This is a genomic window from Neobacillus drentensis (genome assembly GCF_036965245.1).
GTDB classification, from domain to species: domain Bacteria; phylum Bacillota; class Bacilli; order Bacillales; family Cytobacillaceae; genus Neobacillus; species Neobacillus drentensis_G.
This window is the reverse complement of record NZ_JBALPG010000021.1, coordinates 58540-71751: the sequence shown is the minus strand read 5'-3', so window position 1 is coordinate 71751 and position 13212 is coordinate 58540. Positions and strand designations below refer to the sequence as shown.

Below are 13212 nucleotides of genomic sequence, written 5' to 3'. Positions count from 1 at the left end.
TTATTCCATTATCCCCCTTAAAATGTACTTTAGTGTATTTTTACACCTTTGGCAAAAAAATGCAATATAATCTTATTCTGTAAAAAAAAACAGCAGCAAGAATGCTACTGTTTCAATTATTTACAGTGTATTATTCGGTTTTTTCTACCTGGTCAGCAAATAATCCGTAAACATATTTTTCGGCATCAAATTCTTGAAGATCATCCATTTTTTCACCGAGCCCAACGAATTTAACCGGTATTTTCAATTCGTTTCGAATAGCAAGAACAATGCCGCCTTTGGCTGTTCCGTCTAATTTTGATAGGACAATCCCACTTACGTTAGTTGCTTCTTTAAAGGTTTTTGCTTGGATTAGAGCATTTTGACCTGTAGTTGCGTCAAGTACAAGAATTACTTCATGGGGAGCACCCGGTATTTCCCTTTCAATGACTCGCTTTACTTTTTCAAGCTCTTTCATCAAATTCACTTTGTTTTGCAATCGGCCAGCTGTGTCACATAGCAAAATATCGGCTTTGCGGGATTTAGCTGCCTGAATGGCATCATACATGACCGCTGCAGGGTCTGAGCCTTCTGTCTGCTTAATCACATCGACACCAACTCGGTCGCCCCAGACCTCAAGCTGTTCGATGGCTCCAGCCCGGAATGTATCGCCTGCGGCCATCACGACTTTCTTACCCTCACTTTTGAACTTATGTCCAAGTTTACCAATCGTCGTTGTTTTTCCAACACCATTAACCCCAACAAACAGGATAACTGTCAGCCCATCCTCCTGGATATTTAATTTTGACGATTGTTCTTCACCAGCATTATAAATATCAACTAGCTTCTCAGAAATAACACTTTGAACCTCTTGTGGGTCCTGAATGTTTTGGCGTTTCACTTCCATCTTGAGCTCATCAATCAGCTGCATTACTGCATCGAATCCGACATCCGCCTGAATTAATATTTCTTCTAATTCTTCAAAAAAATCTTCATCAACCTTACGATACCTGGCAACAAGATCATTTACTTTTCCTGAAAAACTGTCTCGTGTTTTTGTAAGTCCTTCCTTAAATTTTTCTGTTACAGTATCAGTCTGTTTCGTGATTTTTTCTTTCAATTTTTTAAAAAAACTCATTATTTCACTTCCTCATAAATTATAATTCAACAAGTTCCTTTGTTTCCTCTAAACGGACAGAAACAAGTTTTGAAACACCAGATTCTTGCATGGTGACACCGTAAAGAACATCTGCTTCCTCCATCGTCCCTTTGCGATGGGTTATGACGATGAATTGAGTTTCGGTACTATAGTGCTTTAAATATTGGCTGAAGCGGTAGACATTAGCCTCATCCAAGGCAGCTTCCACCTCATCAAGAATACAGAACGGAACAGGACGTACCTTTAGAATAGAAAATAACAGGGCAATGGCTGTTAACGCACGTTCTCCTCCTGATAATAAACCTAAATTTTGCAGCTTTTTACCAGGTGGCTGGGCAACGATCTCAACACCAGTATTCAATAGATCATCTGGAACAGTTAGAACTAAATCTGCTCTTCCGCCGCCGAAAAGGGTTCGGAATGTTGGTTCGAAATGCTCTCGAATCCCCTCAAAGGTTTGTTCGAAGCGTTTTTTCATTTCTGTATCCATTTCCTCAATGACCTGGAAGAGGGTGTCTTTTGCTTCCTGGAGGTCTGTCTTTTGTTCATTTAAGAACACATAGCGTTCTGAGACACGGTCATATTCCTCAATGGCCCCAAGGTTGACATTTCCGATTTCTTCGATGGCAAGCTTAATTAGTTTGACTTTTTTCCTTGCTTCATCTACCGGAACCGTTAATGGAAACTGTTCCTTAGCAGCTTCAAACGATAAAAGGTATTCTTCCCTTAAGTGATCGAGACGATTTTCAAGCTCTACATCTAAGCGGTTTATTTTTACTTCCTCATCCTTTAAGACTGTAATCATTCCTTTATGGAGTCTCTTTAGCTCTTTTGCCGAAAGCTCCGTGTCTTCCAAGGAATCTTGCAAAGATAACCGTTCTTGTCTTCTTGCTGTAATTAACTGTAAGGTGGCTTCCTTGTCCTGCTGTTTTCTCTTTGCCGCTGCTTCTATTTGTTCTTCTCCTGAAGAGCTGTTCGTCATTTCTGATGTTAATAAGTCAAGATCTTCTGTATATATTGTCAGCTTTTGTTCACTTTCTTCTAGATCTTTGCTAATAAGAGCAAATCGATCCTGCGCATTTGTATATTGCTCGTTTTTGGAAGCAAACTCAACCTTCAAATCATTTATTTCGTTGGTGAGAGTCTCTTTTGATGACAGATCAATTGTTTTTTGTTCCGTTAATTTCGTTATTTGCGTATCAAGTTCAGCAATCGAAACCCTATAGGTCCCAATTGCTTCTGATAATTCCATTTTTCGCTTTATTAACGTTTCTTTTTCATCAGAAAACTGCCCTTTTTCAAGATCATATATCGCTAAACGATCATTGATATTCCTTTCACCGAGCTCAGCTTCCCTCAAGTCACCCTTCACTGATTGCTCACGAAGTCTTAAATCCTCGCCGGCCTGACGAATTTCATCAAGCTGCTGCTCTGACTTTTGCACGTCTTCTTTTAATGTCTTGACAACATTTTCTAAGTTAGTTGTTTTTTCTTCCATCACAACAAGCTTTTCTATTAAATTTTCAAGCTCACCTTTTCTTGTTAACAGGGAAGATGATTTTTGTTTTGTCGCACCACCTGTCATTGATCCTCCAGGATTAACGATATCACCATCAAGTGTCACCAGCCTGCAACGGTACTGAAGAATTTTTGCTAATTCATTAGCCCCCTTAAGATCTTTCGTAATGACAACATTACCAAGAAGGTTATTCATAACCTCAGCATACTTTTGGTCAAATTTAACAAGACTAACGGCTGGTCCGATTAAGGATGGATGGTTTTGAATAGATGACAATTGTGCCGAAGATAATGATCGTCCTTTCATGACACTTAACGGTAAAAAGGTCGCACGTCCAAATGAATTCTGTTTTAAATATTGAATAGCTGTTCGTGCATTTAACTCGTTATCGACAACAATATGTTGAAGAGCACCGCCAAACGCTGTTTCGAGTGCGGTTTCATACTCTTTTGGAACGGTTACTAGCTCAGCAACGGCCCCTTCGATTCCCGTTAATTTATTCCCGCGCGCCTTAAGGACTTCTTTGACACCTTGGAAAAAGCCAGTGTAATCATCTTCCATCTCCTCAAGCAATTCTTTTCTCGACTTTGCTTGCTGAAGAAGTTGATATGCTTGATATAACGTCTTTTCTTGTTTTTGATAATTGTTTTTTACTGATTCAAGCTTACGTTGCTGCTCACGGAAAGTAACAACCTGGTCAGCTAATTTGGCTTGAATTTCTTCTAATGCAGCCTGAATTTCTGCCTTTTTGCTTTGGGCAATTTGACGTTCTTGAAGATATTTTTCATTTTCTGCATCAAGACGTGAACTTTTTCTTTCCTGTTGCTCTAATTGCTGGTCAATGTATTTTATTTCATTTTTGGCACCAGCCTGATCATTCAACATCTCGATATATTCACTTTTTAAACTTTCAATTTTTTCCTCAATATTTTCCGTAAATAATTGTAGTTTTTGCTGTTTTTCTTTTAGCTCAAACTGTAATTTTTTTACTTGTTCTCCTAAATCTTTAAAAGATTCAGCCTGTAAATCGCGGTTTTTCTTAAGCTGGCTGATTCGCTCAGTAAGTTCCGAAATATTCTCTTTTAACTGCTCTTTGTTCTGAGCAGCATTTTTTTTCCGTTCCTTTAGAACTTCTTTACGGCCTTCAAGCTTTTCAAGTTCCTCGCTTGCATGCAGAAGAACATTTTGCAAGTCGGTTATCGATTCATCTAATGCCGAAATCCTGTCTCTTATTTCAACTATTTTTGCTTCTTTTACTTGAAGATCGGAAGATAGCTTCAGTTCTTCCTGCTGATGCTCCTCAAGCTGCTTTGAAAGGTTTTCCCATTTCTGGTGAAGGTCTTCGATTTCAAAAACTGTTACAGCAACCTCTATTTTTTCAAGTTCCTCTTTTTTCTCTAAATAGTCTTTTGCCATTGACGCTTGAATTTTCAGTGGTTCCACTTGACTTTCAAGCTCATGTAAAATATCATTTACACGGTTTAAATTGTCCTGTGTTTCAAACAGTTTAACCTCCGCTTTTTTCTTGCGGTTTTTATATTTTAAAACTCCTGCCGCCTCTTCGAAGATGGTCCGACGGTCTTCCGCTTTGCTATTTAATATTTCTTCGACTTTTCCTTGGCTTATAATCGAAAATGCTTCTTTGCCAAGACCTGAATCCATAAATAAATCAATGATATCCTTTAGCCGGCACGGCTGTTTATTGATGAAAAATTCACTCTCACCTGAACGGGAGACCCTTCTTGTCACGCTCACTTCATTAAAGTCAATTCCTAATCCTTGGTCAGCATTGTCTAATGTAAGCGTTACCTCAGCATAATTAAGAGCTTTTCTTGAATCGCTTCCGGCAAAAATGATATCTTCCATCTTACTGCCTCTTAGAGACTTTGCAGACTGTTCACCCAAAACCCAGCGAATAGCATCAGTAATATTACTCTTGCCACTGCCATTTGGACCCACTACAGCCGTTACTCCAGGAACAAAATCAACTTCAATTCGTTCAGCGAAAGATTTAAAGCCAATAATGTCCAATCGTTTTAAAAACATTTCTTTATCCTCCCTATGCTGCACGGGGATTTCTCCTGCAAACATTTGTCATTTCTAGGTTGACCTTGCTTTTAATACGCTAAGTGCCATTTGAGCGGCATGCTGTTCCGCTTCTTTCTTAGATTTTCCAGTCCCAATTCCCAGTTCTTCACCATTTAAGGATACTCTTGAAACAAACTCCTTATTATGGGCAGGACCTTTTTCCTGGAGGACACGATATTCAATCATGCCAGTACCATCCCGTTGAATAAGTTCCTGTAATTGGCTTTTAAAATCCATCACATGAGAAAAAGCACCTGCATTTATTTTAGGAAAAACAATTTTTTCAAGAAATTCTATAACCTTTTCAATTCCTCGATCTAAATAAAGAGCCCCAATAAATGCTTCAAAAACGTCTGCAAGTAAGGCAGGGCGCTCACGTCCACCCGTCATTTCCTCTCCTTTGCCGAGCAAAATAAGTTTTCCAAATTCGAGCTCATTAGCAAAAGCGACAAGTGAGGGTTCACAAACAATTGCAGCACGTAGCTTCGTCAATTCTCCTTCCGTCATCGTAGGATATTTTTTGAAAAGGAACTGTGAAACCGTAAGCTCGAGGACTGCATCTCCTAAAAATTCAAGTCTTTCATTATCTTCGAAAGGCTTTCTGCGATGCTCATTCACATAGGATGAATGAGTAAAAGCTTGTTTTAATAATTTCTCATTTTCAATTTTAATTCCGATTGTAACCTGAAAATCCTTAAATTGATTTTCTTTTGCGCGATTGTTAAACTCTTTTTCCTTACTGTACTTGCGCATAAAGTCTCCACCTTGCATCTAATTTACAAACTACCCAATTATTAGTTTAAAAAACTTCCTGCGAAAACGCAAAGAAACTTGGCAGATAGTTTGCTCCACCAAGTTCTATCATACAAAATAAAGCCCCGTTTGAAAACGGGGCTTTATGAATAAATCTAACGTGATTACTTACTGCTATTTATGTAATTAACAGCATCACCAACAGTGCTGATTTTTTCAGCATCATCGTCAGAAATTTCCATATCGAACTCATCTTCTAATTCCATTACTAGTTCAACTACGTCAAGGGAATCAGCGCCAAGATCATCTTTAAATGAAGCTTCAAGCTTAACTTGAGATTCATCAACACCTAAGCGGTCAACGATGATTTTTGTAACACGTTCTAATACCTCTGCCATACTTGTTCACCTCCCCTCAAGCTATTATAGAGTATTTCATTAAAATAATACACCATGTTTTAATAAAATTTGCATTGAACTTTGAGAACTGTCTAGCTTCAGCGCCTAGGGGTCATAAGCCCCTGTTCTAGGCGCATTCGCTTTTCTATTTACATTACCATCCCACCATCAATATGGAAGGTTTGACCTGTTATATAGGATGAGTCATCTGAAGCTAAAAATGCAGTCATTTTAGCGATATCTTTAGGCTCTCCTAATCTTCCTAACGGAATCTGTTTTAACATTTCTGCTTTTACTTCTTCAGGTAATTTATCGGTCATATCAGTTGTAATGAAGCCAGGAGCAATCGCATTTACGGTAATATTTCTCGATGCTAACTCTTTTGCTGTTGTTTTTGTTAACCCGATGACTCCTGCTTTTGCAGCGACATAATTTGCTTGTCCTGGATTTCCACTTACACCAACAATGGAAGCAATATTAATAATGCGGCCCACGCGCTGCTTCATCATCTGCCTGGTTACTGCTTTTGTACAAAGGAAAACACCTTTTAGGTTAATGTTGATCACATCATCCCATTCTTCTTCCTTCATTCTCATTAATAAATTATCCTTCGTAATTCCTGCGTTATTAACGAGAATATCAAGCTTACCAAATCGGTCAATTGCTGCCTTTACCATTTCTCCGACTTCTTCGGCATTTGCTACATTACATTTTACGGAAAATGCATCCCTGCCAAGTGTCTTTATTTCGTCAACCACTTCATTTGCCTTTGCTTCACTGCCAGAGAAATTCACCGCTACATTGGCGCCTTGTCTAGCAAGTTCCAAGGCGATTTCTCTGCCGATTCCACGAGATGCACCTGTTACCAAAACTGCTTTACCTGTTAAATTCATATGTTATCCTCCTTTAAGGCTTCAAAAACTGCCTGAGCGCTTTCCTCATCAGAAACCGCATATGTTTTAACTGTCTTATTAATTTTTTTAATTAAGCCTGAAAGAACCTTTCCTGGGCCAATTTCAATAAATGTATCCACACCAAGGTCAATCATTTTCACGACTGAATCTTCCCATAACACTGGAGAGTAAAGTTGTTCAATTAATTTATCTTTAATTTCAGAAGCAACACTTACTGGTTCAGCAGTTACGTTCACAACTACAGGAATGGACGCATCTTTCATTTCAATACCGTCTAGGACAGCAAGTAATTCATTTGCAGCAGGTTTCATTAATGTCGAATGAAATGGACCGCTGACCTCTAATGGCAGCACTCTCTTTGCCCCAGCTTCTTTTGCCTTTACACCTGCACGTTCTACGCCTTCTCGAGAACCAGAGATTACAATTTGCCCTGGACAGTTTAAATTGGCTAATGAAACAGGAAAACCAGATTCGCTGACTTCTTTTGCAACTGCTGCAAGGGGTTCACGGTCTAGACCTAATACCGCAGCCATTGAGCCTTCTCCATTTGGAACGGCATTTTCCATAAACTCTCCGCGCTTTCTAACGGAATACACACCATCTTCAAAGGATAATACACCCGCTGCAACGAGAGCAGAATATTCTCCAAGGCTATGACCTGCAACAAAATCAGCTTTCACTCCAGATTTGCTGAAGTAATCTAAAATAGCGATACTTGTTGTTAACAGCGCTGGCTGGGTATTATAGGTGATCGTCAATTCTTCTTTTGGCCCTGCAAATATTAAATTGCTTAATGGCACATTTAACCTTTTGTCAGCTTTTGAAAAATATTCCATTACCTCGGAGTGTTTTTTCGCCAGATCCTTTCCCATTCCAACCGTTTGTGACCCTTGTCCTGGAAAAACAAATGCTATTTTCCCCATGTCTGCACCCCTTTTAATGTTCTATTTTAAAAGTATTAGTTTCTTCGACTGCTTGTTTAATTAACTTACCAACATCGTTACTTACCATTTCCTTTGTTTGTCTGATGGCACTAAATACTGCTTGTGCATCCGACGATCCATGGGCCTTGATAACCGGAGCCTTTAAGCCGAACAGGGCTGCACCGCCATATTCTGAGTAATCTAAAGTATTTTTCAATGTCTTTAGATTTGGCTTCAGCACTGCAGCAGCTAATTTACTGGTAAAACTGCTCATTAATGCGGTTTTCAACATTTTAAACATTGAAAGGGCAGTACCTTCAATTGTTTTTAAAACCATATTGCCGGTAAAACCATCGGTAACAACTACATCCGCAACACCTTCAAGTAAGTCTCTTGCTTCAACATTACCAACAAAATTTAAATCGGCACTTTTTAAAAGATCAAAGGCATGCCTTGTCAATTCGTTACCTTTCTTTTCTTCAGTGCCAATGTTTAAAAGTCCAACCCTTGGCTTAGCAATACCTCTAACCTTCTTGCTATAAATGGAACCCATAATGGCATTTTGCAGTAGATGTTCTGGCTTTGCATCTGCATTTGCACCAACATCCAATAGCAGGAATCCCTCACCGCCAATAGTTGGCAGTGTCGGTGCTAATGCGGGCCGGTCTATGCCTTCAATTCGTCCAACTACAAACAGACCTGCTGCCATCAATGCCCCTGTATTTCCTGCAGAAATACATGCATCTGCTGCCCCATCTGCTACTTGCTGTGCAGCTAAAACCATCGATGCATTTTTTTTCCGCCGAACTGCCCTAACTGGTTCATCCGTCCCAAGAATAACCTCCGTTGTATGTAAAACAGAAATCCTCTCATGACTTGTTAGCGTTTCTTTTATTTTGTTTTCGTCCCCGACAAGCGTTATATGTATATCAGAAAAAGCCTGAACGGCTTTCATCGCACCTAAAACTATTTCTTTTGGGGCATTGTCTCCGCCCATTGCATCAATTGCTAATTTCATTTGTCTCATCCTTTAACGATTTTTCGAACGGAACATTTCCAATTCTCCGGTAAAAACAAGTTCATTATTCACAAAACTTTTCACTTCGACAAACGTTCTGCCAACATTTTCATCGATTTTCGTTACTCGTGCTTTGGCAATAACGCGTTCATTTAATTTTACCGACCGTATAAATTGAATATTTGCTTTTGCTGTTAATGCCAATTCATCATTAATAACTGCTACCGCAAGAGAATTCGCCTGGGCAAATACATGATGGCCCCGGGCAATGTTATTACGCTTAAAGACATGTTCTTCTTTTACATCAAAAATTGAAATTGCGCTTTGATCTAACTCTATATCAATAATTTCCCCAATGACTTCTTCGAGCGGTAATGAGCGGACTTCATCTTCGAAACGTCTCTCTGCGACAGTTTTAATCCGTTCGCGGAGTTCCGGTATCGATAATTCTAAGCGATCAAGACGAATCGTTTGTACGCTTACTTGAAATTTTTCCGCCAGCTCTTCATCAGTAATAAAAGGATTATCATTAATAGTAATGGTTAATAAGTGTTGACGTTCCTTTTTGCTTCTTCTCATAATTTTTCACACCGTCCGAGATCTTATGACTAGGTACTAAGAGTAGTATAAAATTTAAAAAAGCAGATTGCAAGCATAAAATTACTATACCCGCTATCTGCTTTTCCCTCTTTGTACTCTTTATTTGGATGTTTTAAGAAGAAAAAAGTTGGATTAATCCAGTTTTTCCCCTTCTAAAACACCTGATTCTTCAAGCTTATATCTTAAATATTGATATTCAGGGGCAGTCCAAAAACTTTTCGACTGAATCAGCATGGAAGCATCACTTCTTGCAGTTTCAAGTGCACGATAATCATGAACCATATCAGCCACCTTAAATTCTGGAATCCCGCTTTGTTTTTTTCCAAAAAAGTCGCCTGGCCCCCTAAGTTCTAAATCCTTTTCACTAAGTACAAATCCATCATTTGTTTCGGTCATAATCCTCATCCGCTCTTGGCCTACTTCTGATTTTGGGCTTGCAAGTAAAATACAGTATGATTGATCGCTTCCACGCCCTACACGCCCACGAAGCTGGTGGAGCTGAGAAAGTCCGAACCGTTCGGCATCATAAATAACCATCATGGTTGCATTCGGTACATTCACCCCTACTTCTACAACAGTAGTGGAAACAAGCACTTGAACTTCATTCGTACTAAATGCCTTCATGACGGAATCCTTTTCCTCGGATGTTAAGCGGCCGTGCATAAGGCCAACTTGATAACGTTTTTGGAAATAGGTGCTTAACGTTGTATGCACATCAATCGCATTTTGCACATCGAGCTTCTCAGACTCCTCTATTAATGGGCAGATAACATATGCCTGATGCCCCTTTATTAATTCTTTCTCAACAAAAGCAAGAACGCGCTCAAGCATTTCCGGTTTTGCCCAGTAAGTCTCAATCGATTTCCTGCCTGCTGGCATCTCATCGATGATCGAGACATCCATTTCGCCAAAGACTGTAATCGCAAGTGTCCTCGGAATCGGTGTTGCAGTCATGAATAGGACATCAGGATTTTCTCCCTTTTCCCGCAGCACTCTCCGCTGCTCCACACCGAACCGATGCTGCTCATCGGTAATAACAAAACCGAGTTTTTTAAACGTCACCTCTTCCTGAATAAGGGCATGCGTACCAATTAGAATATCTAGTTTTCCATCTGCCAGCTCTTGAAGGATTTCCCTTCTCCGTTTCCCTTTTATGGAACTCGTTAAAAGCTCGCATTTCACTTTAAACTGTTCTAATAAAATTTTTAATGAATCTGCATGCTGCTCAGCCAAAATTTCGGTAGGTACCATTAGAGCCCCTTGGTAGCCTGCTGTCACACTAGCGTATAAACCAATTGCAGCTACAACCGTTTTCCCGGAACCTACATCCCCTTGCAATAGACGATTCATACGGTATGGCGATTTTAGTTCCGCTAACACCTCATTAACAACCCTTTTTTGGGCATTCGTTAATGGAAAGGGAAGACTATTTATAAATTCCTTCAATTTCTTCAAGTTATAGGTTTGCTTAATTCCAGGGGAATGCTCCCGTTCAAATTTCCGTAATGCCTGCATTTTTAATTGAAACAAAAGAAATTCCTCATAGACAAAACGCCGTCTTGCCTGTTTCACTTCATCTGGGTTGTTGGGAAAATGCATGGTTTTGATGGCATCGTGTCTGTTTAATAGCCGATATTTCTGTAAAAGAATTGCCGGAAGAGTCTCTTCGATGGTATGACCATATTGTTGAAAAGCAAGATGAATAAATTTCCGCATTCCTTTGGTCTTTATTTTTCCTCTTAACGAGTAAACTGGTTCAAAATCTTTTGTTTTCATGTTATGACCAGTCTGCATTTCATTCGCTGTGATTGTTTGACGGTGGGCATCCCATTTACCTGTTACCGTGATGGTTTCATTGATGCTGATTTTATTTTTTAAATACGGCTGGTTAAAGAAGATTACTTTAATTAAATTTGCTCCTACGAAAAGCCGGAAAGTCAGCTTTGATTTCTTCCTTCCATAATAGACAAGAGAAGGCTCGCTGTGAACCTTCCCCTCCACTGTCAATTTCTCATCATGCTGTACTTCTGTCAAATCCTTTAGCGTATAGTCTTCATAACGGTAAGGGAAATATTCCAATAAATCCTGAATCGTATATATATTCATTTCCGCAAGGGCATCAGCCGTTTCTTCCCCAACTCCCCTTAGTGCCGTTACTGATTGATTTAGATTTGAATTCACTTTTCTTTCGGCGGTTTACCGAAGATCTTCGCTTCAAGTTTTCGTCCTGTCGGTGTAGCCGCCAACCCCCCCTGCGCTGTTTCTTTTAGTGCTGTCGGCATGGATTGCCCAATTTTATACATAGCATCAATCACTTCATCACAAGGGATCCTGCTAGTAATTCCTGCTAAAGCCATATCGGCTGCAACCATGGCATTGGCCGCCCCCATTGCGTTTCGTTTCACGCAAGGGACTTCAACAAGGCCGGCAACAGGGTCACAAACTAAACCAAGCATGTTCTTTAAAGTAATTGCCATAGCTTCTGCACATTGTTCAGGAGTTCCGCCAGCCATTTCCACAATTGCGGCCGCTGCCATCCCTGCTGCAGAACCGACCTCAGCCTGACAACCGCCCGCTGCACCGGATATAGAAGCATTGTTAGCCATAACAAAACCGAACGCACCAGCAGTAAAAAGGAAGGAAATCATTTGCTCCCTAGTGGGGTTCAGCTTTTTCTTTACCGCAAATAATGTTCCTGGAACAACTCCCGCAGAACCTGCTGTTGGCGTCGCACAAATTGTCCCCATAGCCGCATTTACTTCATTTGTTGCAACTGCTTTACTTACCGCATCAAGTATCGTTTCACCAGTTAAAAAGTTTCCTTTTTCAATATATTTTTGTAGCAGCACCGCATCACCGCCCGTTAATCCTGAGTGTGAAGTTACCCCTTTGATTCCACGCTCAACGGCATCCTCCATAACGGTCAGGTTCCTGTCCATAAGAGTTAAAATTTCTTCTCTTGAACGGCCGGTTACAGATACTTCTTGTTCAATCATGATTTCAGAGATTTTTTTATTCTGACTAACAGCGAGTTCAACTAATTCAGCTACATTGCGAAACACAAATACGCCCCCTCTCCTGCTGTATTTTTAATCTACAATCTTAGTAACTTTTAATATGTTTGGAAGCTGTTCAAGTTCTTCGAGAATTTTATAATCAATGTTTTGGTCAACTTCAATTGTCATTAGCGCCATCTTCCCTTTTTCTTTACGAGCAACCTCCATATGGCCTATATTCAATTCGTATTTCGCGAGTGTATTGGCGACACTTGCAATCGCACCAAAACGGTCATTATGAACAACCAGGATAGCGGGATGGTTTCCAGATAATTTTAATTCAAAGCCATTTAACTCAATAATCTCAATTTTCCCGCCACCGATCGAGATTCCTACCAATTCAAGTTCACCATCATGATCACCAACAATAATTCTTGCGGTATTAGGGTGATCCATAATGGCATCTTCTTCGATAAACATTAACTTCATGCCTTTTTCCTTGGCAATATCAATTGCTTTGATGATTCTAACGTCGTCGGTATCAAAATCCAATAACCCTCCAACTATGGCTACATCTGTCCCATGCCCCTTGTATGTTTTAGCAAATGAACCATACAAGGAAATATTGGCCCATTTTGGCTCCCTGCCAAATAATCTTCTTGCGACTCTTCCTATTCTTGCTGCTCCAGCTGTATGCGAACTTGATGGGCCAATCATCACTGGACCAATGATATCGAACACACTTCTATATTTCACAACATTCTCTCCCTTTGCGAAATAATCTATAAAATATTATTTTTTTAAATTAAGTCATTTATTATATAAGTATATACAAAAAAAGAAGGGTGTGACCCTTAGGCCCCCT

11 protein-coding genes are annotated in these 13212 nt (G+C 39.8%); all 11 read right to left on the bottom strand.

The annotated features are described in order from the left end of the window. Window positions 1–130 precede the first annotated feature (130 nt). The 11 genes from ftsY to sdaAB all read right to left on the bottom strand — a co-directional run bounded on the left by ftsY (window position 131) and on the right by sdaAB (window position 13103). On the bottom strand, window positions 131–1117 hold the full coding sequence (gene ftsY, locus V7150_RS05870; RefSeq protein ID WP_335514788.1) for a signal recognition particle-docking protein FtsY: 987 nt from the start codon (window positions 1115–1117) through the stop codon (window positions 131–133). 19 nt (window positions 1118–1136) lie between these two features. Then, entirely contained in the window at window positions 1137–4703 is a 3567-nt protein-coding gene (gene smc / locus V7150_RS05865) for a chromosome segregation protein SMC (RefSeq protein ID WP_335514786.1), read from the bottom strand. 54 nt (window positions 4704–4757) lie between these two features. Beyond that, a complete protein-coding gene (rnc, locus tag V7150_RS05860) occupies window positions 4758–5498 on the bottom strand; it encodes a ribonuclease III (protein WP_335514783.1) in 741 nt (246 codons plus the stop codon). A gap of 164 nt (window positions 5499–5662) precedes the next feature. After that, on the bottom strand, window positions 5663–5896 hold the full coding sequence (gene acpP, locus V7150_RS05855) for an acyl carrier protein (protein ID WP_098528750.1): 234 nt from the start codon (window positions 5894–5896) through the stop codon (window positions 5663–5665). A 149-nt stretch (window positions 5897–6045) separates the two neighbouring features. After that, window positions 6046–6789: a 3-oxoacyl-[acyl-carrier-protein] reductase gene (gene fabG / locus V7150_RS05850; protein ID WP_335514779.1), complete on the bottom strand. Its 744-nt coding sequence runs from the start codon at window positions 6787–6789 to the stop codon at window positions 6046–6048. Continuing rightward, entirely contained in the window at window positions 6786–7733 is a 948-nt protein-coding gene (gene fabD / locus V7150_RS05845; protein ID WP_335514777.1) for an ACP S-malonyltransferase, read from the bottom strand. Before fabD ends, fabG begins: the two co-directional genes overlap by 4 nt. 13 nt (window positions 7734–7746) lie before the next feature. Continuing rightward, window positions 7747–8751 (bottom strand): phosphate acyltransferase PlsX, encoded by a 1005-nt coding sequence (gene plsX / locus V7150_RS05840; protein ID WP_335514953.1) that lies wholly within the window; start codon window positions 8749–8751, stop codon window positions 7747–7749. A gap of 12 nt (window positions 8752–8763) precedes the next feature. Then, window positions 8764–9330, bottom strand: coding sequence for a transcription factor FapR (fapR, locus tag V7150_RS05835; RefSeq protein ID WP_335514774.1), 567 nt, complete (start codon window positions 9328–9330; stop codon window positions 8764–8766). A 153-nt stretch (window positions 9331–9483) separates the two neighbouring features. Next, a complete protein-coding gene (gene recG, locus V7150_RS05830) occupies window positions 9484–11532 on the bottom strand; it encodes an ATP-dependent DNA helicase RecG (protein WP_335514771.1) in 2049 nt (682 codons plus the stop codon). Next, window positions 11529–12413, bottom strand: coding sequence for an L-serine ammonia-lyase, iron-sulfur-dependent, subunit alpha (gene sdaAA, locus V7150_RS05825; protein ID WP_335514768.1), 885 nt, complete (start codon window positions 12411–12413; stop codon window positions 11529–11531). Before sdaAA ends, recG begins: the two co-directional genes overlap by 4 nt. Window positions 12414–12440: 27 nt before the next feature. Further along, window positions 12441–13103 carry an L-serine ammonia-lyase, iron-sulfur-dependent subunit beta gene (gene sdaAB / locus V7150_RS05820; RefSeq protein WP_335514765.1) on the bottom strand — a complete coding sequence of 221 codons (663 nt, stop codon included), beginning with the start codon at window positions 13101–13103 and terminating at the stop codon, window positions 12441–12443. Window positions 13104–13212 lie beyond the last annotated feature (109 nt).